Source organism: Methylomonas sp. LW13 (genome assembly GCF_016865255.1).
Classification (GTDB): Bacteria; Pseudomonadota; Gammaproteobacteria; order Methylococcales; family Methylomonadaceae; genus Methylomonas.
Window position 1 is genome coordinate 3,512,160 of record NZ_CP033381.1, and the last position, 18,959, is coordinate 3,531,118.

At 50.8% G+C, this 18,959-nt stretch carries 18 protein-coding genes and 1 pseudogene; 8 read left to right on the forward strand and 11 right to left on the reverse strand.

Features of this window, described 5'->3' with window-relative positions:
* The first annotated feature begins 316 nt into the window (after nt 1-316).
* Together mtnA and cysZ are read left to right on the forward strand one after the other, a co-directional pair.
* Nucleotides 317-1,354, forward strand: coding sequence for an S-methyl-5-thioribose-1-phosphate isomerase (gene mtnA / locus JL719_RS15860; protein WP_033155281.1), 1,038 nt, complete (start codon nt 317-319; stop codon nt 1,352-1,354).
* Nucleotides 1,348-2,097: a sulfate transporter CysZ gene (gene cysZ / locus JL719_RS15865; protein WP_033155282.1), complete on the forward strand. Its 750-nt coding sequence runs from the start codon at nt 1,348-1,350 to the stop codon at nt 2,095-2,097. The genes mtnA and cysZ overlap by 7 nt, the downstream gene beginning before the upstream one ends.
* Before the next feature lie 230 nt (nt 2,098-2,327).
* Here the strand turns inward: cysZ and JL719_RS15870 are convergent, their stop codons facing one another.
* Nucleotides 2,328-2,534 carry a hypothetical protein gene (locus JL719_RS15870; RefSeq protein ID WP_165385972.1) on the reverse strand — a complete coding sequence of 69 codons (207 nt, stop codon included), beginning with the start codon at nt 2,532-2,534 and terminating at the stop codon, nt 2,328-2,330.
* Between the two features lie 173 nt (nt 2,535-2,707).
* Between JL719_RS15870 and JL719_RS15875 the strand changes: the two genes are divergently transcribed.
* Entirely contained in the window at nt 2,708-3,619 is a 912-nt protein-coding gene (locus JL719_RS15875; RefSeq protein WP_033155283.1) for a hypothetical protein, read from the forward strand.
* 230 nt (nt 3,620-3,849) lie between these two features.
* Here JL719_RS15875 and JL719_RS15880 read toward each other — a convergent pair whose 3' ends face one another.
* Complete coding sequence (locus JL719_RS15880; protein WP_225892871.1) at nt 3,850-6,249, reverse strand: TonB-dependent receptor plug domain-containing protein; 2,400 nt, start codon at nt 6,247-6,249, stop codon at nt 3,850-3,852.
* Nucleotides 6,250-6,662: 413 nt separating this feature from the next.
* On the opposite strand from JL719_RS15880, the gene JL719_RS15885 reads away from it, so the two are divergent.
* Entirely contained in the window at nt 6,663-6,869 is a 207-nt protein-coding gene (locus JL719_RS15885) for a DUF1289 domain-containing protein (RefSeq protein ID WP_033155285.1), read from the forward strand.
* A gap of 98 nt (nt 6,870-6,967) precedes the next feature.
* Here the strand turns inward: JL719_RS15885 and JL719_RS15890 are convergent, their stop codons facing one another.
* Both JL719_RS15890 and JL719_RS15895 read right to left on the reverse strand, forming a co-directional pair.
* Nucleotides 6,968-7,528 (reverse strand): hypothetical protein, encoded by a 561-nt coding sequence (locus JL719_RS15890; protein WP_033155286.1) that lies wholly within the window; start codon nt 7,526-7,528, stop codon nt 6,968-6,970.
* A 12-nt stretch (nt 7,529-7,540) separates the two neighbouring features.
* Complete coding sequence (locus tag JL719_RS15895; RefSeq protein WP_033155287.1) at nt 7,541-7,999, reverse strand: hypothetical protein; 459 nt, start codon at nt 7,997-7,999, stop codon at nt 7,541-7,543.
* Nucleotides 8,000-8,319: 320 nt separating this feature from the next.
* Between JL719_RS15895 and JL719_RS15900 the strand changes: the two genes are divergently transcribed.
* Together JL719_RS15900 and JL719_RS15905 are read left to right on the forward strand one after the other, a co-directional pair.
* Nucleotides 8,320-9,282, forward strand: a complete 963-nt coding sequence (locus JL719_RS15900; RefSeq protein WP_033155288.1) for a helix-turn-helix domain-containing protein — start codon at nt 8,320-8,322, stop codon at nt 9,280-9,282.
* Between the two features lie 119 nt (nt 9,283-9,401).
* Entirely contained in the window at nt 9,402-10,823 is a 1,422-nt protein-coding gene (locus tag JL719_RS15905) for an Nramp family divalent metal transporter (RefSeq protein ID WP_225892873.1), read from the forward strand.
* Between the two features lie 9 nt (nt 10,824-10,832).
* Here the strand turns inward: JL719_RS15905 and JL719_RS15910 are convergent, their stop codons facing one another.
* Together JL719_RS15910 and JL719_RS15915 are read right to left on the reverse strand one after the other, a co-directional pair.
* Nucleotides 10,833-11,231, reverse strand: coding sequence for a type II toxin-antitoxin system VapC family toxin (locus JL719_RS15910; protein ID WP_033155289.1), 399 nt, complete (start codon nt 11,229-11,231; stop codon nt 10,833-10,835).
* The gene (locus tag JL719_RS15915) at nt 11,231-11,473 is read right to left on the reverse strand and encodes a DUF2281 domain-containing protein (RefSeq protein WP_033155290.1); all 243 of its coding nucleotides are present in this window, start codon (nt 11,471-11,473) and stop codon (nt 11,231-11,233) included. Before JL719_RS15915 ends, JL719_RS15910 begins: the two co-directional genes overlap by 1 nt.
* 300 nt (nt 11,474-11,773) lie before the next feature.
* Between JL719_RS15915 and JL719_RS15920 the strand changes: the two genes are divergently transcribed.
* Together JL719_RS15920 and JL719_RS15925 are read left to right on the forward strand one after the other, a co-directional pair.
* Nucleotides 11,774-12,046, forward strand: a complete 273-nt coding sequence (locus tag JL719_RS15920; protein WP_033155291.1) for a type II toxin-antitoxin system ParD family antitoxin — start codon at nt 11,774-11,776, stop codon at nt 12,044-12,046.
* Between the two features lie 15 nt (nt 12,047-12,061).
* A complete protein-coding gene (locus JL719_RS15925) occupies nt 12,062-12,349 on the forward strand; it encodes a type II toxin-antitoxin system RelE/ParE family toxin (RefSeq protein ID WP_033155292.1) in 288 nt (95 codons plus the stop codon).
* Nucleotides 12,350-12,930: 581 nt separating this feature from the next.
* Here JL719_RS15925 and JL719_RS15930 read toward each other — a convergent pair.
* The 5 genes and pseudogenes from JL719_RS15930 to JL719_RS15950 form a co-directional block, all read right to left on the reverse strand.
* On the reverse strand, nt 12,931-15,378 hold the full coding sequence (locus tag JL719_RS15930; protein WP_033155293.1) for a TonB-dependent siderophore receptor: 2,448 nt from the start codon (nt 15,376-15,378) through the stop codon (nt 12,931-12,933).
* 358 nt (nt 15,379-15,736) lie between these two features.
* Nucleotides 15,737-16,699 (reverse strand): FecR family protein, encoded by a 963-nt coding sequence (locus JL719_RS15935; RefSeq protein WP_129871472.1) that lies wholly within the window; start codon nt 16,697-16,699, stop codon nt 15,737-15,739.
* A 135-nt stretch (nt 16,700-16,834) separates the two neighbouring features.
* A pseudogene (locus tag JL719_RS24460) lies at nt 16,835-16,993 on the reverse strand (DUF4880 domain-containing protein); the annotation flags it as partial.
* A 68-nt stretch (nt 16,994-17,061) separates the two neighbouring features.
* Nucleotides 17,062-17,577: an RNA polymerase sigma factor gene (locus tag JL719_RS15945; protein WP_129871424.1), complete on the reverse strand. Its 516-nt coding sequence runs from the start codon at nt 17,575-17,577 to the stop codon at nt 17,062-17,064.
* Between the two features lie 228 nt (nt 17,578-17,805).
* On the reverse strand, nt 17,806-18,732 hold the full coding sequence (locus JL719_RS15950) for a LysR substrate-binding domain-containing protein (RefSeq protein ID WP_033155295.1): 927 nt from the start codon (nt 18,730-18,732) through the stop codon (nt 17,806-17,808).
* Nucleotides 18,733-18,959: the final 227 nt, after the last annotated feature.

Sequence of the window (18,959 nt, forward strand, 5' to 3'; positions counted from 1 at the left end):
CCGACCCACACCCCGATTTAATTTTGCTGAACGTCATGATGCCGGAATGGGACGGGGGCACTGTACTGTCTCGCCTACGCGAAAACCCAACCCCCGCCGTTGTATTTACGCGGGTTCGCAGCCAACGGGAAGTCAATATCCCCCGGCAGTAAGTGCAAAAACACCTTAAAATAGCACTCGTACAACGGACTACCGCCGCATCTGATTTGCCTTTTCAACGCAAATTGGCCGCGCTTTTACCTCAAGCGCATAGGGAAAAGTAGCAGTTGCCGGGCATTTCATAACCTCCTCAAATATAGATTTAGACGAAATCATCATGACTACAACGCAAAAACTTTCCGTACAAGCCTTGCAATGGAGCGGACACAGCCTGAAAGTGCTGGACCAGCGCTTGCTGCCGGAAACCATCACTTACGACGAATACAACGATGCCGCCGGCGTTACCGAGGCCATTGCCTCAATGCGGGTGCGCGGCGCCCCGGCCATCGGCATCGCCGCGGCTTACGGCGTGGTGTTATCGGCGATACAACATTATCCGAACGGCGATTGGCAATCTGCTGTAGAACAAGACATTCGACAGCTGGCCACCTCGCGGCCGACGGCGGTAAACCTGTTCTGGGCGCTGGATAAAATGCGCGGCCTGCTGGCGGAAAATCCGCCGGAACCTGTCGTCGCATTGACTCAATTGGCCGAGCAAATCCACGCCGAAGACATCGCTGCCAACCACGCGATGGGTGAGCGCGGCGCGGATGTCATCGGCGATGCCAAAGCCGTATTGACCCACTGCAATGCCGGCGCGCTGGCCACCGGCGGTTACGGCACCGCGCTGGGCGTGATTCGCAGTTTGCACCAGCGCGGTCAATTACAAAACGTCTACGCGGACGAAACCCGGCCTTGGCTGCAAGGTGCGCGCTTGACGGTGTGGGAATTGGCGCAGGACGGTATTCCGGCCACACTGATCGCCGATTCGGCGGCGGCCTGGCTGATGAAATCCGGCAAAATCGACTGGATCATCGTCGGCGCCGACCGCATCGCCGCTAACGGCGACGTCGCCAACAAGATCGGCACGTATTCGCTGGCGGTGTTGGCCAAACAACACGGGGTAAAAATGATGGTCGCTGCGCCCTCTTCCACCTTCGACTTCAGCATGGAAAACGGCGACAGCATCGAAATTGAACAACGCAATCCTAAAGAATTGTTGGCGGATTGTTACTTAAACGAAGGCTCGTTGGTGAACGCCTGGAACCCGGTGTTCGACGTCACCCCGGCCGCCCTGATTAGCGCCATCGTCACCGAACGCGGCGTGGTTATCGATCCCGGCCTGCACGGGGTAAGGAGCTTGGCACCATGTTAAATTTACCGCGCGGCAATAACCCTGTCTTTGCGCTGACCTGCTTGTGGCAGGGCGTGAAAATGCTCAGCCACCCCGAGTTGCGCAAATATCTGCTCATTCCCTTGTTCATCAATATGGTGTTGTATACCGGCGCCTTCGTGCTGGGCTACCATTCGGTATCGGCCTTGATTCATTCCTTTATCCCGGACTGGCTGTCCTGGCTGAATTGGATTTTATGGCCGCTGTTTTTTATCAGCTTTTTGGTGATCGGCTTCTTTACCTTTACCCTTTTTGCCAATTTGATCGCCGCGCCGTATTACAGCCAGTTAGCCGCCAAAACCTTGCAGTTGATTAGCGGCGGCAGCGTTGCAAAAGCCGATCTGCCTTGGGACAAGGTTTTTTTCGGTGAACTGCGCCGGGTCGGCTATCTATTGTTGCGGGTACTGCCATTGCTGCTGCTGTTTCTGATACCGGTGGTCAATCTGATCGCACCCTTTATCTGGGCGGTATTTGCCGCGTGGGGCATCGCGATGGAATTTTTAGCCTACCCGCTGGAAGAACGCGGCCTACCGTTTCCCGAGCAAAAACAATTCATGCAGCAAACCCGCTGGGGGGTATTAAGCTTAGGTGGCTTGACCGGCCTGGGCTTGACCTTGCCCATAGTCAATTTGCTGATGGGCCAGGCGGCGGTGATTGGCGCGACGATTTATGTCTACCGTTTAGCGGAAACCTCATCGCTGGCGGACAATCAATCGATTACTTAACCACCATGATTAGTTACCCCGGCTCGACCGGGGTAGACGGCGTGACGCGCGTTTTTAGACTCGGGGCTTTTTCGACGCAAACGACCCAAGGCGGAAGTTCGTGTATTTACCTTGAATGTCGGTTTAAAATTTAAATCAGCCATTCAAATAATAAAAGTTGTAGGGTGGATAAGCGAAGCGCCATCCACCTATTTGCGTTCCTATGGTGGATGGCGCTTCGCTTATCCACCCTACGGCCCTATATGGTTTTTTGCAGCTTGCTCAGTTTGCTGCTGCTGGCGCGCCACTGGTTGACAAAAGCCAAATAATAATTCGGCGTTTTGCAGTTTGAGTATGCCATCCCAAACCGTATCTGTTCCAAATTTACAGTCAATCGCCAATTTCTTTAAGATTATGCCAGTAGAGAATTGCGGTTTCTGGAAGTGATGAATTGTCACAATCGACCAGTTGTTGTCTGTCGACCAATCTGATTCAATGGCGGCAATTTAATCATACCCGGTCACAATTACCTGTTACAGGTGATATACGTAAATCAATTGCATATGATCGGACGCTTCGGCTATCGGCTCAAAACCGCGTTGGACGAACTAAAATAACTCAGGCAATCAACGTGACGACAGGCTTTAATTGGAATTCCTTTGAAACCACTATTGAACGAAGGATTCGGTCTTTAGAGTGGATTCTTGATCAAGCGTATCCTACTCATCCACAACAACCAAAGCACTTTATTAGGATGCTCCACACAAACAGGCTAATTGAAGAGAGTGAGTGCGCAATAAATGAGAATATCGTGACTGTTTCGGGTCAGGAGTTGCGTTATTGGTTTCGCCCTTACTGCCAACCGGGATCACAACCATTTGACTCCTGCAGATTGGATGGACTTTTTGGCTTCATGCGCATAGTAATCTGGCCGCGCATGGTTAAAGAGTGGTCTCTAGAGCGCCTAATTCTTGAACCGAAGCTTGATGAGAAAAGTAGGTCCATGGTGGAAACGTACCTACAACTACAGGCGAGGGCAAAAGAAATGGCGAACAGAGAGATTGAGTCACTTCTTAAAGGCAAAAGTGTTCATCTTCAAGTAGTCAAAGCAATAACTTCGCTAGACATTGCTTCCGTTAGCGCTTTTGCAGATAAGATAACGGTAGAGACAGTTGGGATAGGGCGTGAGGATCTATTGTCGCTTGTTGATGCGGTTAATCGAAGGGACGAGGAACTAATTGCATCAAAGCGAAGATCGTTTACGTTCCGTGTGCTTTATCAAGCGCGAATGAACGACCGTTCTCAAGATCCCTTAATAGAGCCACTTACTTATGGCACCGGTGAATTTCAAAGAAAAATGTCCGAACATTCCAAAGCCCTTACGATCGTAGCAGAAAGGCATTTCGCAGAATCTTTTAGGAAATTCTGCCAATGCGATGCCGTTAAGAAGATCGAAAGTGAAGTGTTTGGACAATATAGATCAGTTCACTCACAGGACTTTTCGAAACGTGTCGAAGAACTGGTATCAACTGTTTGCCATTAGTGAACAATTTATGATCTATACCAGCCATTGACAAAGACACCTCGAACGGCAGAAGTTGGCCGATACTTGCCCCACCCCAAAGCCACAGCAGTACCATGTCGAAAAGATGCGTAACCGTTCCGGCTGAAAGCGAAGTATTTTCCAATCATCGTGTCAAAACCCGCCTGGGTCGTGACACAACAATCAAATAGCTTCGTTAAATCAATCTCCACTGATTCTCACATTCGGCATCAGAACTTAATCGTCAAGCCCACAAACGCCGAACGTCCCATGCCAGCGATGTTTCTGCCCCAGGGCACGGTGACATTGGCGGCAGCGGTTGGATTCATGCCGTAGCGGTCGCCCAGATAGGCACCTGCCAACGGATGGTAATACTGCTTATCCAGCACGTTATCGAGACCGACATCGAAACGCACTTTGCCCCATTCGTAGCCGGTACGGGCATTTAATAAAATATACGCCGCCGTCTCGGTTTCGTTGCGGATGGCCTGTACATCGTCTTTACCGTCGACAAATTGCATTTCTATCGCGCTTTGCCAGCTGCTCAAACGGTGATCCAAACTCAACTTCATATTGAACGGCATCATGTGATACAGATTACCGCCATCCATGCGCTCGCCGCGCACGTAACTCATCGTGGTGTGGGCCGCAAATTCACCGACGGTTTGGTCTTTATAAATCCGCGTCCGGCCGGATACATCCATCCCCCACAACCGGGCGTCGTGATTGGCATATTGCAGATAGACGAAGCTGTTGGTGGCGGTTTGCGGTGTGGCTTTGCAGCCGCTGGCCGCCGCATTGGAGGCGCTGACGCAGCGGTCGGCATCGATGAAGTTGTTCACGTAGGTAAAATACGGCGTGACATTCACTTCCCACAGATTGTTTTTCGGCTCGTGGAATGCGGCGGTCAAGCTGACGGTGTGCGCGGTTTCCTCGGTCAAGTCCATATTGCCGACGTAACCATTGCCGTCGCCATGCCAGCCTATCATCGCCATGTCCATATTGCGCGCGCCCCAAACGTAGCGCTCGTATAAATTAGGCGCGCGGTTTTTCCGAGCATAGCCTAGTTCGTATTGGCTCATGTCGTTGGGGGTGAATTGCACCAGGGCGGTCACGTCAAAGGTGTCGTTGCTGCGCTCACGATCACGGGCGTTAAAGGCGTTGGCGGCATTTAGCGCGGTAATCGCCCCTGCTCTATCCACCGTACGAGTCGGACCGGTGTTGATCAAATTGGGATTGTAGGGTTGAACCTCACCAGTATTGGTGGTGGTGTGATCGTAACGTAGACCCAACAAACTGCGCCATTTGGCATCCCAATTGGCTTCCCACTCGCCAAAAAAGCCCACCCGGTCGCGTTCGCCGTTGTTGATGTTTAAATACGCTTCCGGGGCCATCATCCAATAGGCACTGCGGGCGTCGGTATTATTGGCGGCAATGCTGGTATTGGTGTGGACCGCCGGCCAGTAATCATTGATTTTGTTGCTGTGATATTCGTTGCCGATGCGAAAGGTATCGCGCTTGTTGAAAGGAATTTCCGCTTGGATTTTATACCCCAGGTTGCGGCCACGGGTTTCCATTGGCATCTGATCGTTGGGCGGCGCAAAGGTGCCGCCGCTGGCGGTGCCATCCAGAAACTGGCTGTGTTTGTCCTCGCCAATATCCATGCTGTGCTGGGTGCTTTCGAAATAGAATTTGCTCTCCAGCGAACCCCAATCGAAACTGCCCTTGTGCATGATATTGCCGAAGATGCTGTCGTTGTTGGTCAAGTCCATCCGTTGATTGGGAAAGCCCTGGAACGGAATATGCTGCTGACCGCCGCGAATCACGACCAAATGTTTATCGGTTTTGAAGGATAATGCCGCCGAGTGGTTTTGGTTTTCGTAAGCGGTGGATTTGACGATCTGGCCGTTGCCGTCGTTGTAATTCATGCTTTCGGTGTGCGAACCGGTATAGTCCAGCCGCACGTTTTGCGTCGCCACGCCGGCAGCGATGCTGCCGCCAAAGGCGTCGCCGTTGCTGCGGTAAAACGAGGATACGCTGCCGTCCAGCAAAATATCCTTGCCCGGCTCGGCAAATACCGGATCGGGCGTTTGCACGGAAATCGTGCCGCCGATACTGTCGCCGCCCAAGCTCACCGGCGTCACCCCGGTCAAAATGGTGATCTTGCCGATATTGCTGCGGTCTATGTAAGACAGCGGCGGATTCATGTGGTTGGCGCAAGCCGAGGTCAGCGTCATACCGTTAATGTCGATTTTCACCCGGTCGTCGTTCAAACCGTGGATCACCGGCAAACTGGACACGCCGCCGGCACCGTATAAACTCACCCCCGGCGTGTCTTCCAGCAATTTGGCGGTATCGCTAACCGCCGCGCGCTTGCTGGTGAGAATATCCGCTTCCATGTCTGAAGCATTTAACGCTTTTACTCCGGGAAACTTGTCGGTGACGATGACTTTTTCCAGTACCACTTCATCAGCCAGGGAGTTTTCGATTGTGTCATCGGCGCTAACCGCCGAGCTAAAGCCGAGAGGCAGCATGCCAGTCGCCAACAAACCCAATAAGCCGAGACCTGTTGTTACTGACGAGGGGACGTGCCGGACCGTTTGTTGATTGTCTGTGCAGATTTTTTTCATAATTCGCCTTTCGAAAGTCAAAAATAACTTCAATTTGCTATTGCTCCCTACCAAGATCATCAAGACCTTTCCGGCCTTGAAACCGTCAAAAAAGCTGGAATTCTGTGAAATGTCGAAACAGTTTTTATGATTGACTACAGCCGGAAGCGGTCAATTAGCTATAACAAATTAAAGCAAACTATATTGTAATATTAGAATTATTTAATTCAAGTTATTGAACTATGTTATTTAACTTAATATTTGATGAATTTCAATAACTTATGCTGCCATGACCACAGTAATCAAAACAACGTAAACAGCAATTTGCCAAACATCAGAATCGAAAGACCCAATGTTAGCGTTAAGTTTTGCGGTAACTCACTGCCGCCACTTACAATAATCTTCATTTAGCCATTAACCTTTGAGAACACTCTATGAAATACCAACCTTGTATCGACCAATGCACATCCGAAGGCACCCACTGCGGCGGTTGCGGCAGATCGCACCAGGAAATCACCGACACCAAAAAATTGGTGACATCGGTCGTGGAGTTTATCCGGGAGCATGACTACGAAAATCCCGAAGACTTTGTGGAACGGATCAGCAAAAGCATTTTGAAAAAGCTGCAAAAAACCGCCTGACCGTTGCGAATTGATTGCGCCCCACGTCAACAAGAAACGATCATTAAAAAAAACGCCCTTAACGGGCGTTTTTGCTAACCAAGCCTTGCAACCGGCTATCAAGCTTTGCGCTGCTTCATACCGATAAACCCGGCCAGCATCGATCCAAACAACCAAACTGCGCCAGGAACCGGCACAGCGGCTGGCGTTACCGACACCAATTCGTAGCTGTAAGATGTTGCATTGTTGGCTTTATCGAATACCGCGCCGCCGAAACCGCCAAAGCCCATGCCGCTGTAATAATCAAAGCCAGTGGTGCCAAAGTAATTGGTGGCAATCAGTTCTTGTTGCGCGCCGTTAATCTCGTCGCCGAGATACGGGCTGTTGAGGTTGTAGACCATCGCCGACAAATCAGCCAGGTTATGAGTAAACGCAGCGACGATAGAGTTACCCGAGAACGACAAAGAAAACGCCGAGATTTCATTGAAATTCATCCCGAAATTGGCGCTTCCCACGTTAATTTGCCCGGAGTGATTGGCGTCATTCACGGTAAAACTACCGGAAATGGTCGCCCCGTCGTCAAAACCGGTTTGCACAAAATTGTAAACGGCCGCGTTAGCGCCGGGCGCCAATAACGCGGCCGCAACCGCCAAGGCCAGCTTTATAGATTTAGTTGTCATAATCAGCAGGCCTTATTGCGCGGGTGTGGAGGGCAGGAACGGCGAGAAACGGGTACCGGAGGAGGTGCCCAATAAGCCGAAATTATTGGTCCATTGCCCGATAAACGATTGTTTGTCCGGGGTAAATTGCAAATCAAAGAATGATTGCACGGTGACGTTCGGCGCCGGCGAAAAATCTAATTGTGCCACGGCCGAGCAATCGGTGTTCATGGTGGCGGTACCGCTGACCGGGCCGGCGAAACCAGGGGTAATAATTCCGCTTTGCGTGGTAGTGAATGCGCATGAACCGCCGACGACGCCGTTAAGAACCGTAATTTCACACCGTCCGGTATGCAGATTAGCCAGCGCCACGCTGTTTTGATACAGCACATAGCTGCCGTTCAAATTAGCGGCGCTACAACCTGGTGCGGCTTGAACTTGGCTGGACAGCCCCAACGTGGCAGCGAGCAGTAGATATTTAAAGTTTTTCATCGTGTCCTCTCGAAAATCTTGATAGTTATTTTGTGATTGGCGAATTACCCCTAATCATTCCTGCTGATTGCGATTCCGCGCAATCTGAGGCTTAAGTAGGGAAGCAACCCAAAACTACCTATCAATCCCTATGCCACCGATTTAGTAAAACATATAAAACAACAAGATAAGAGAAAACACGCATCCAATTCGTCCGGTAAAACAGACCGATTCAAACCGATTTATGCTAAAAATTAGTGTTATGTCACAAATTATTGTAAAAGTAAGTCGTATGCCCAAAAGAGGTGGGCAAATTTTCCAGGCCAAGGACATTTCACGACATGACCGACAGAAAAAAGGCGGGATACAAAAGGCTGCACAGTGACGAATTATCTATGCAACCCGGTCAGCAACAACATTGCTGGCGTCAATCCTTACCTTCTCAGCTTGGCGAGGGCAGATCGCTAATTTTTCAGCTCGATCCGTCCCTGAGTTACATAGAAACGACCTATCACCCCCTGCACGATCTGGCGATCACCAGCAAAATCGATTTCGGCGAACCACGCCTGGTAGTAACGCTTGGGATAACCGGTCACACCCGCTTCATCGACAGCGACAAGCACGAGCTGACATTCAGCGCAGGCCATACCACGATTACCAGTTTCGACAGCAGTCACGGCGAACGCCGGTACCAAGCAAATCAGCCTATAAAGCAATTGCGTTTTTCAATCGGCAAGCGCTGGATGGACCGTTATTTGGGCGAAAATGAATCGGCATTTTTCTTCCGGAACAATGCCTTGCAACTGTTAAGCAGCCGGCCAAGCCATACTCAAAGCACGATTTCTGCCCGGCAATTACTGGGATGTGACCTCAGCGCCCCTTTAGCACCGCTAACCTTAAACGGCCATGTCATGACGATACTGGCTAACGAACTAAGCGAACTCTGCCGGCCTGAAAAATATGGCTATTCCAGATTCGATGAAGCCAGCCGGCGCATGGCGGACCAGGCTCGCGAGATCCTCGAACTGCATTACCAAGACCCACCGTCGCTGGAACAGCTGGCAAAAACGCTAGGCATCTCCCCGTTCAAGTTAAAAAATCTGTTCCAACATTATTTTAATAACTCTCCTTATGGCGTAGTGACCGAGATCAGAATGCAGCATGCTTATCGCGCATTGGCGTCGACTCGGCAACCCGTCAGCTTGGTGGCAGAGATGGTGGGTTACAGGCACACCAGCAACTTCAGCTTGGCTTTTAGTAAACATTTTGGCGTCTCACCCAAACAAATTTCCAAGAAACGCTGAAAACCCCTGGTTTTCCCATTTCCACCAGTAACACATCCTGTTGTTAACAGGATTTGCCAAATCCAAGCAAATTTGCGGAAATGGCGGCTTTTCCAACAAAGCTTTCATTTTTGCAAACCATGAACAATACCGACTTGCAATCCCTCCCCCGCCAAAGTGTCCCAGCCTTCCCCGGTTGGTGGGCGGCGCTTGGGCCCGGCGTGGTGTGGATGGCGCTAGCGCAAGGCAGCGGCGAGTTGATCTGGTGGCCTTACATGATTGCCAAATACGGCCTGACTTTTTTATGGCTGCTGGTCCCGGCCTGTTTGCTGCAATATCCGTTGAACCTGGAAATTGGCCGTTACACGATGCTGACCGGCGAAAGCATTTTCCACGGATTTATTCGTTTGCATCGCGGCTTTGGGATCTTTCTGTGGCTGCTGATGACCGTGTCGTTCTTGTGGTTCGGTGCGTTTGCTTCGGCCGGCGGCACGGCGATGGCGGAATTGACGCACTGGCCGACAGGCTGGACCCAGCGCGGGCAAAGCTTGTTCTGGGGCTATGCTTCCATTGCGGTGTTCATTACCGCGATTCTGGCCAGCGGCGTGGTTTACACCCTGATAGAGCGCTTTATGAAACTGGTCGCGGTAGTGACCGTGGTCGGTTTAATGTCAGCCTGCCTGCAAAGCGATGTGCTTAAGGCCCTGCCGACGTTTAGTTTGGGCCTGCTCGGCCCGGTCGGCGAGATGCCGCGCCCCTGGGACAGCGCCGATGCCAGCAAGTTATTAACCGCAATTACCTTTGCCGGGCTGGGCGGCTTTTGGATTTTGTTTTATTCCTACTGGTTGCGCGACAAAGGTGCGGGCATGGCCGGCCTGGTGGGTCGTATCACCGGCTTGGGAGGTGCAGAAGAAGCTGTATTGAGCGACGGCTTCCTGCCCGCCGACGAAGCGGAAAGCGCAAAAAACTGGTCGACCTGGCGACGGTTTTTAAGCGCGGACATATTGGTCGGCATTATCGGCAATCTGCTCACCACGCTGATGACCTGTCTGCTGGCTTATGCGCTGTTGTTTCCCAAAGGTTTGCTGCCGCAGGAATACGAACTGGCGGTGGTGCAAAGCCAGTTTTTTGCGGTGAGTTGGGGCGAGATAGGCCGCTTACTGTTTTTGGTGGTGGCGGCCGCGTTTTTAACCGACACCTGGCTGGCCACCGCCGACGCGGTCAGCCGTATCCAGACCGATATTATTTTGACCTTGTTTCCGAAAAGCCGCCGTCTGCCGGCCCGGCGCTGGTATTACATCTTTCTGGGCTTATTGACGGTCATCACCTCGCTGACCATGCAACTCGACGCCCCTGGCCCGCTGATTTTAACCAGCGCGATCATCGGCTTCGGCGGCACCATCATGTTCCCGGTGGCGTTGTATCTGATCAACCACAAAATGCTGCCGCCACATTTGCCGGCATGGGCCAGACCTAAAGGTAAGCCGTGGCTGTTGGGTTTGAGCTTTGTGGTGTATTTGCTGTTGGCATTGTTGTATTTAAAGGCCAGCCTTAAACTTTGAGCCGGTTCGTCACGACAGCCAATCCTCTAATTTGAGACCCGGCACCCGCTGAAATTCCCGGGTATTATTCGTTATAACCGTTAAGTCATTGGCAACAGCGATAGCGGCAATCTGCAAATCATACGGGCCTATGGGTGTCCCTTGACTAGCCAAAAAGGCCCGAATCTCACCAAAACGCTGTGTTGCCGGGCCTGCAAAGGGTAAGCTTGGTACCCATTCTAATAACGTAAGCAGGCGGGAGCGATTTTGTTCTTGCCGAACGCTTTTTGCCACACCGAACCACAACTCCGCTTCGACAGGCGCACACAGTTTTAATGATGTCCTACCTACGTGACGAACATGATTAAGCAAGTTTGGATTTTCCTTCAACAGTGCAATGGCAGCATTGGTATCCAATAAATAAGCCATCAGTCCCAAGTCTCTCTGAGTGTGTCAGTTCCTAAATCGGCATCACTAATATCATCCGGAAAATCTTCGCTTAAACCACCAGCCAATGCAGCCAGAAAGGCCGCTGTATCGTTCTTCTGCTCTGTTTGCGGCTGATCCATTGAATAACGTTGCTCCAGAAACTCGATAAAATCCAAGGCTTCGCGAGCAGCCGATTCCGGGAGATTTAAACTGTGTTTATAAATAGTTTCGGCTAGGTTCATTGGTCATTTCCTGAGCTAGGTCGGTATCACGTCTAAGAATATCCTATCCGCCAGTACTGGCAGCTACAAGCCTAAACCTATAGCGTAAATTCGTAAGAAGCACAAAGGGAATTTGCTAACTAAAACGCGATCTATTGAGGGCTTGGTACTATTCGCACCATCCAAACTTGCGAGGAATTAGCGTATGGATCTAGCCAACAGAGCTTAGATTGCAGACCAGAACCCAAAATCGGTAGTTGCTCAAGAATCATTTGCAGATAGTGTGAAACATTACTACCATCATCGCTGGAGGTAATAAACATGGCCAACGTCGAAAAAATATCTATCGCTTTAACACCCGAAATGGCGACTATATTGCGGCAATGTGTTGAAAGCGGTGAATACGCCAGTTCCAGCGAACTCATTCGTGAAGCACTGCGTGACTGGAAAACTAAACGGTTGTTGCAACAAAGTGAACTTCAAGAACTAAAAAGTCTTTGGCAGACAGGTATTGATAGTGGCTCTGGAACATTTACCGATATGGATGCCGTTAAGATGGAGGCCAGAAAACGCCTTGCATCATCCACTAAATAGTACGGCAAACTATCCATGGGTAGCGTCCAGCGTACTGCTCAATCCGAAGAGGATTTAATTGAGATATGGCTCTACATTGCCCAAGACAATCCCCATGCGGCTGATAGAGTATTGGATGATCTGGAACAGCGTTTCATCATGCTGGCAGACAATCCCCAGATGGGTCGTTACCGCCCCGATATTGCACCAGAGCTACGGTATTTTATATCAGGCAAATACCTTATCCTTTACAGAACCCTAACCGATGGGGTGCAGATAGTTCGCGTCATTCATGGCGCCAGGGATTTACCCAACGTGATCTAGTCGCCGATGCACATTGGTATTCCGCTTCGGCTTTTAGCCTTACCCGCAAGGCATTTAGACTTGCGCACAAAGTTTTTCGCTATCCTCGCCAGGCTTTAAGGCTCGCGAGTGAACCTGCATAGCCTTGCGAATTAAGCTCAAAGCCTCGCGCTCAAGGCAACTAAGCTTGCGCACGCGGTTATTTGCTATCCTCGCCAGGCATTTAAGCTTGGGAGCGGGCCACCACAGCCTTGCGAATCAAGCTAAAAGCCTTGAGGCCAAGGCATTTTGGTTTGCGCCCAAGCCGACGAAGCGTTTGCGAATAGCAAAACACCATTCACGCCAGGCTACGAGACTTGAAGTCCATGTTTCCTGGCGAAAATCAGTGATGTAGATGGATTAACTGCCGGGAAGCAAGCAATAGGCAATGCCGTAAGCAATTGCCGATACGATAGCCCCTAAAAACGACAGCCATAAAACCATCACACTATTCGCAAAGCGACAATAAAGTCATCGCTAATTTAGAGGCCATCAATATTAGGGCTCGCGCCTGACCCCAACGCTAAGCTGACGTAGGGCAAATCAAATAGCCGCTTGCCCGCTTAAAATTCAACTTTCACTGAGCCCAGGAAGCTCCTTGGGGTGCCAATCCCTATCCTAGTGTCACCATTGGTGCCGGTGTAGTAGGTTTTGTCCAAAAGATTGTTGGCATTGAGTTGCAAGGTCACCTTGGATTTCCCGACGTTTAAACCATAACTGGCCAGTAAATTAACCGTTGCGTAACCTGGCAACTGAAAGTCATTCAAATTTCTACCTTGGCTTTGATCGGCCGCGACTACGCCACCACCAATCTTGAGACCACGTAAAGCAGCGTTTTGAAATTCGTAGGTATTCCAAAGACTGCCAAAATTACGTGGTGTATTAGATATACGATTTCCGGTGTTACCAAAAGCACCGTCTTCGTTGATATTTGCGTAAGGCATATGGGTATATGCTCCAATGACGCGCCAGCCTGGCAAAATTTCACCCGATGTTTCAAATTCATAACCTCGCGTTTGCTGCTCGCCTATTGCTCTCGAAATATTTGGGTTACTTGGATCGACCACCGACATATTTCTTCTAGTCAAATCGAAATAAGCAAAACTGACCGACAAACGGCCATCAAGGAATTCAGTTTTCGCACCAAGCTCCCATTCTTCCGCAGTTTGCGGCGGCAAAGCAGGTTGGTTTGGCGCCCTAAAAAACAGAGTGTTGGACGGCCCAAAGTTTTCCGAATAGTTTCCGTAAACAGACAACCATTGAATGGGACGCCAAAGTAAACCGCCTCTAGGACTAACTCGGCTATCCTCAGCGTTAGTCAGGTTTCGCGTTTCATTACGACTAATCGCGTGGTCATAACGCAAACCGACATTACCATACAGGTTAAATGGCAGCTTGATTTGATCTTGGATATATAAGCCATACCACTCTTGATTTCTTCTCGGTGTCGGTGAATAACTGAATGTGGGAGCTGACGTTAAGTAACTTGGGTTATAAATATTGAAATTGGAACCGCCAGGGACATCACAACAAGCATTTACGCCACCTCCATTGTCAATAACAAAGTAATCAAATCCCCACAACATGCTGTGCTCAAGCATCGCGGTATTGAATTTGCCCGTCAGATTGAGAGTGGTGTAGTACTCTTGTTGATGTGATTGACCATTATTAAATCCTCTTCCTGCCGAGGCTGATGATGGGAGATTGGCGAGATTGCCATCTGAACCAACTTTCCCGAAAAAGAAGGTGAAATTTTGCGCAGCATCAAAAAATTCAGCGCCAAAACGATGGCTAAGTTTCCAGTTATCGTTAAACGCATGTGACCAATTCGCGCTAACCAAGGTCCTGTCACCAATGTTGCTGTTATTGAATGGATCGGCTATTTGGCGATTTATTGGCACAGCGGCAGGACGATTTCCGACTACCGGTATACCAGAATCGGTGGTATCGTCAAAATGTTGGTAGTTAATATCCAAGTTGGCTTGGGTTTTATCGGAAATATTCCAAGTCAAGCTGGGGGCGAAAAACACCGTATCGGTTTTTACGAAATCGCGAAATGAGTTGGCATTTTCATAAGAGAGATTCACGCGATAAAGCAAACTGTTATCAGAGCTGATAGTCCCGGTTGAATCAACGGCCGTTCTGTAGAAGTCATAAGAACCGAACTGCTGCTGAATGGAATGATACGGGGTCGCTTGCGGCCTTTTGGTGACCAAATTTATAATCCCGCCCGGTTCGTTACGACCGAACAGAATTGAACCGGGCCCTTTAAGCACTTCTATCCTCTCAACATTGGCTGTTTGCAGCCGAGCGTCGCTAGCCCCCTGTCCTTCAGGCAATAAAAAGCCGTCTCTGTATAAATTCGTGTATTGAAAGCCACGCATGCTAAAAACATCAAATAACCCACCGCTAGTAAAGTTGGCTTTCACGCCTGCGACATTTTGTACAGCCTCTTCAACGCGGATTACTTGTTGGTCCTTTAATACTTGTTGAGGTACAACCGCCACCGAATAGGGGGTTTCCATTATCGGTGTATCAGTCTTAGTTGCGGTGGAAGCGTTCGGCAAACGGTAATCCGGATTATAAGGATCGGTCGAATCATAAGCCGCCTTGCCCACCACCTGCACCGCCGGCATGGTCTGCGGCCCCAGATTGTTGTGCAGTTCCGCCGCTCGCGGCTGCAAGGTGATAGCCCCTTCGCCGGTCGTCACCGCTTGTAGCGGCGCATCGCCCAATAAAATCCTGATCGCTTCATTGGCGGTGTAGTCGCCTTGCAAGTTACGGCTGCGCAGGTTGTCGGCGATGTCGGTGCCGTACATCAGTTGCTGCTGGCTTTGCCTGCCGAACATCAACAAGGCCTGATTCAGCGACTGGGCGGGAATGTCGAAATGGTGTTTGCCGGCGGCATCGCCGTGGGCGGTTTGCGAGATCAGCGCCGCGAGCAAGGCGGCTTTGGCAGCATGGCGCCGACCCTTGCCGGCTGTGGGGTTGCAATGCTTTGCGTTGGACATGGATTCTCCTGGTTTCGGTCTGATTACACGGCAGCAATTGGGCTGGTGTTAGTTAAGACGGAAACTTTTTGAAAACCCACATCAGTCGGCCATTGAATTTTTTACATTGGGGGGAAATAGGCAATGGAAAATTGAATTGGCGATGGCAAAGCGGGACAGTGTTTACCTAAGTAGTTGAGACTAAATCCCCCTCGGTCCCCCTTTTTCAAAGGGGGAAGTGGACGTCGCTGGCTCGGATTCGATGGTTTTATTTCCCCTCTTTGAAAAAGAGGGGCCAGGGGAGATTTTTTAGATAAATCCCCCCTCAATCCCCTTTATGCCCCCGAGGGTACTTTTTCAAAGGGGGAAGTAACAACGTCTAGCGCAGCACCACCAAATAGGGCGTAATACTTACAATCTGCAGCTCCGGTACTGCTGCTTTCAAACTGGCGATGGCTTGATCCAGCGCGTCCAAGCGAAACAGACCGCTGATGCGTTTGTCAGCCAACGCGGTATTCAGCAACACGACGCGGCCGGGACGGTATTGGTTGATTTGGGCAATGGCATCGCTTAGCGGCAAGCCGTCGAATTGCAGATAGCCATCGCGCCACAGCGCCATGCTGTCCGGATGGCCGACGCTTTTTAGGGCAATGCTGCTGGCGCCTATCGACGCGGACTGCCCGGCCGTCAGGCGTTCTTGGTGTTGCTGCCCGTCTTGTATTTCAACAATCCCTTCGACCAGTTCCACCTCGGTTTGCTCGGATTGTCGCTTTACGGCGAAGGCGGTGCCCACTGCCCGCACTTCGCTGCCGGCAGCAGTGACCACGAACGGTCGTTGCGGATTTTTAGCCACGTCAAAAAAGGCTTCGCCGGCTAATAACTCCACCCGGCGCGTGCCGGCATCGAAGTGGATGGCCAGGGCCGTGGCGGTGTTGAGCATTACTCGCGAGCCGTCGGCCAAAGTCACGCTGCGCTGCTCGCCTTTGCCGGTCGTATAGTCCGCGCGCCAGAATGCCGGCGGATACAGCGCGGTGAGCGTGACTGCCAGCATTGCACAGCAGGCGACAGCCAAACGGAAAGATCGGCCACGGTGGCGGGTTCTAGTATTGACCCGGACTTTAAAATCCCTGGGGCTGTCATTTCCGCGCCGACGGGAATCCAGCACAGCCACCGGACTTGCGGCCGGCGCATCCGCTGCCTGCGCTTGCCTGCCACCTTGCCCTGGAGACTGTCGTAAAAGCTTCCTCTCTTCTCGGGACGACTGCATGGATGCAGAAGATGGGATCGTGTCGGGATCAATTACCGAGAGGGCGGTGGTGGTCGGTATAAAATTAATTTGCATCCCCTCACCCTGCCGTCTCCCAGAGGGAGAGGGTTGTATTTTGGCTGTTAAGCTTCCCTCCCCCGGCAAGGGTTGCGCACCGGGAATGCTGCGGCGGCCGCGCAGTTGTCCCAAACCGGCCCACAGCGCTTGGGCGCGTTGCCACGCTTGTTCGTGGGCGCTGTCGGCGGCGCGCCAGGCGTTCAGCTCATGCTGCGCGGACACGGAAAAATCACCGGAATGCAATTGGCTTAACCAAGCGCAAGCCTGTTCCAGCAAACGCTCGGCATCATCCGGCATCGGTTCGGTGGACATGGTCAAATCCTGGTTGAACGGTGGGGGAGATATATCATAGACGAGGCCGGAGGCCTAAACCACAGACGCTATTCGAATCCATCCAGGGTTTTAGCACATTGCAGCAATGCCCTTTTGATGTTCTCTTCGACGGTGCGAACCGAGATATTCAGGGTTTCGGCGATTTCGCGCTGCTTCAGGCCTTCGAAGCGGTTCAGGTAAAAAATGCGCTGGCACAACGGGGACAGGCTGCTCATGCCCTCGATCAGGCGGTCCAAATCTTCCTCACCCAGCGCCACAGTTTCCGCGCAGCGCAGGTCTTCCACTTCCGGCGGCGTATCGTCCGGCCATGACACCAGCGTAGCATGGCGCACGGTTTGACTGCGATAGTAATCAATCACCAGGTTTTGCGCGGTACGGAACAGATAGGCTTTTAGATTGCCGACACTACCCAAGTCCTCGCTGCGGCATAAGCGCACGAACGCTTCCTGGCAAATGTCGGCGGCGGTTTCCCGGCAGCGTACACGCGAATACAGCACAGTCTCCAACTCGCCGTGGCAACTGACGTACAGCTCTTGGAGGGATTGATGGGCTGGAAAAGACATGCCGGCTTAATAGTTTCGGTATCAGTGCTTAAACCGAAAGTAATCAGCAAATTTAAAGCCGGACTAGAAATGTTTTGCGCAATCAAACAGCTAGAAAATTGGCAAGACGCCAAATCCGATAGTTTTTTATTAATCTATGTTAAATAAAGCTGTTCTAGCCCCCTTTTCACACACATTTGCTATACCCAATCGACAGAGACGAGCTGCCCGCAGCCATGGTCCGGCAGCTTAACAATCGTCAAATCCCTCGCCTCTTTCCCGGCTTTTCCGCGCGGCTTCCGCCAGCAATTCATCGATAAAATATCGACAGTAATTGGGTACGTACAGTTGTTTCAGGTAAGCAATCTTCGTCGTGGAACTGGGTATCAAGCCCGACAGGTCTAGAGCGACCAAATCGGCATCCTTGCTGGCTTCGTAAGCCGTACCGGCAATTATCCCCACACCCATTCCCAAGCGCACATAGGTTTTTATCACATCGGAATCGGCCGCCGCCAAGGTAATATCCAGTGGTAAATGGGCGTTATGAAAGGCTTTTTCTATCGTCGAGCGACCTGTAAAACCAGGGGTGTAAGTCAAAATCGGCTCAGCTGATAGCCGTTGCAGGCTTATTTCGCCTTCCGTCAGCCGGTGACCGAGTGGCACCACGGCAACGTGATGCCAGTGATAACAGGGCTTGACCACTAATTTGTCGTCTTCGTCCAGTTTTTCGGTGCAGATGGCGATGTCGGCTTGATGCCTATGTAACAAATTAATCAGATTATCCGGCGACGATTGCACCATATAGATTTTAATGCCCGGATATTTGCGCCTAAACCGGCCTATCGGTTCCGGCAGTAAATATTTGGCCTGGGTATGAGTAGTCGCTATCCGTAAGGTGCCGTTACTATTTTCCAGAAAGTCGTCGGCAATCAGTTGGATATTTTTTTTAGCCTGATTGATTAAATCCACTTCTTCCATGATCTTTTCACCTAAGGGTGTCAGACCCGTCAGTTTTTTTCCCTGTCTGACGAACAGAGGCGAGCCCACTTCTATTTCAAACAACTGGAGTTGCCGACTGACCGCCGACTGCACCACGTGCATTTTTTCCGCGGCTTTGCTCAAGTTGCAATCGGTTTCCTGCAAAACTCGCAGCAATTCCAATTGATTAAGATTCATAGGCGTGCTCCTAAAAAAATTCCGGGATTCAAAGCAAAATTTTATTACTAACCTATACTGTAATTCGACGTTGCAATGACAATCGATTCTTTCGATATAAAAATCACATTATATCGTTTTAATTTAGAGGTTCCGTTCATTAACATGACAAATCGACCAGGTGATTTTGTCGGCTTTTGTTAGTGAGAGGCAAACCTCCTCCTAGCGACAGGGATGTTTTGATGGCG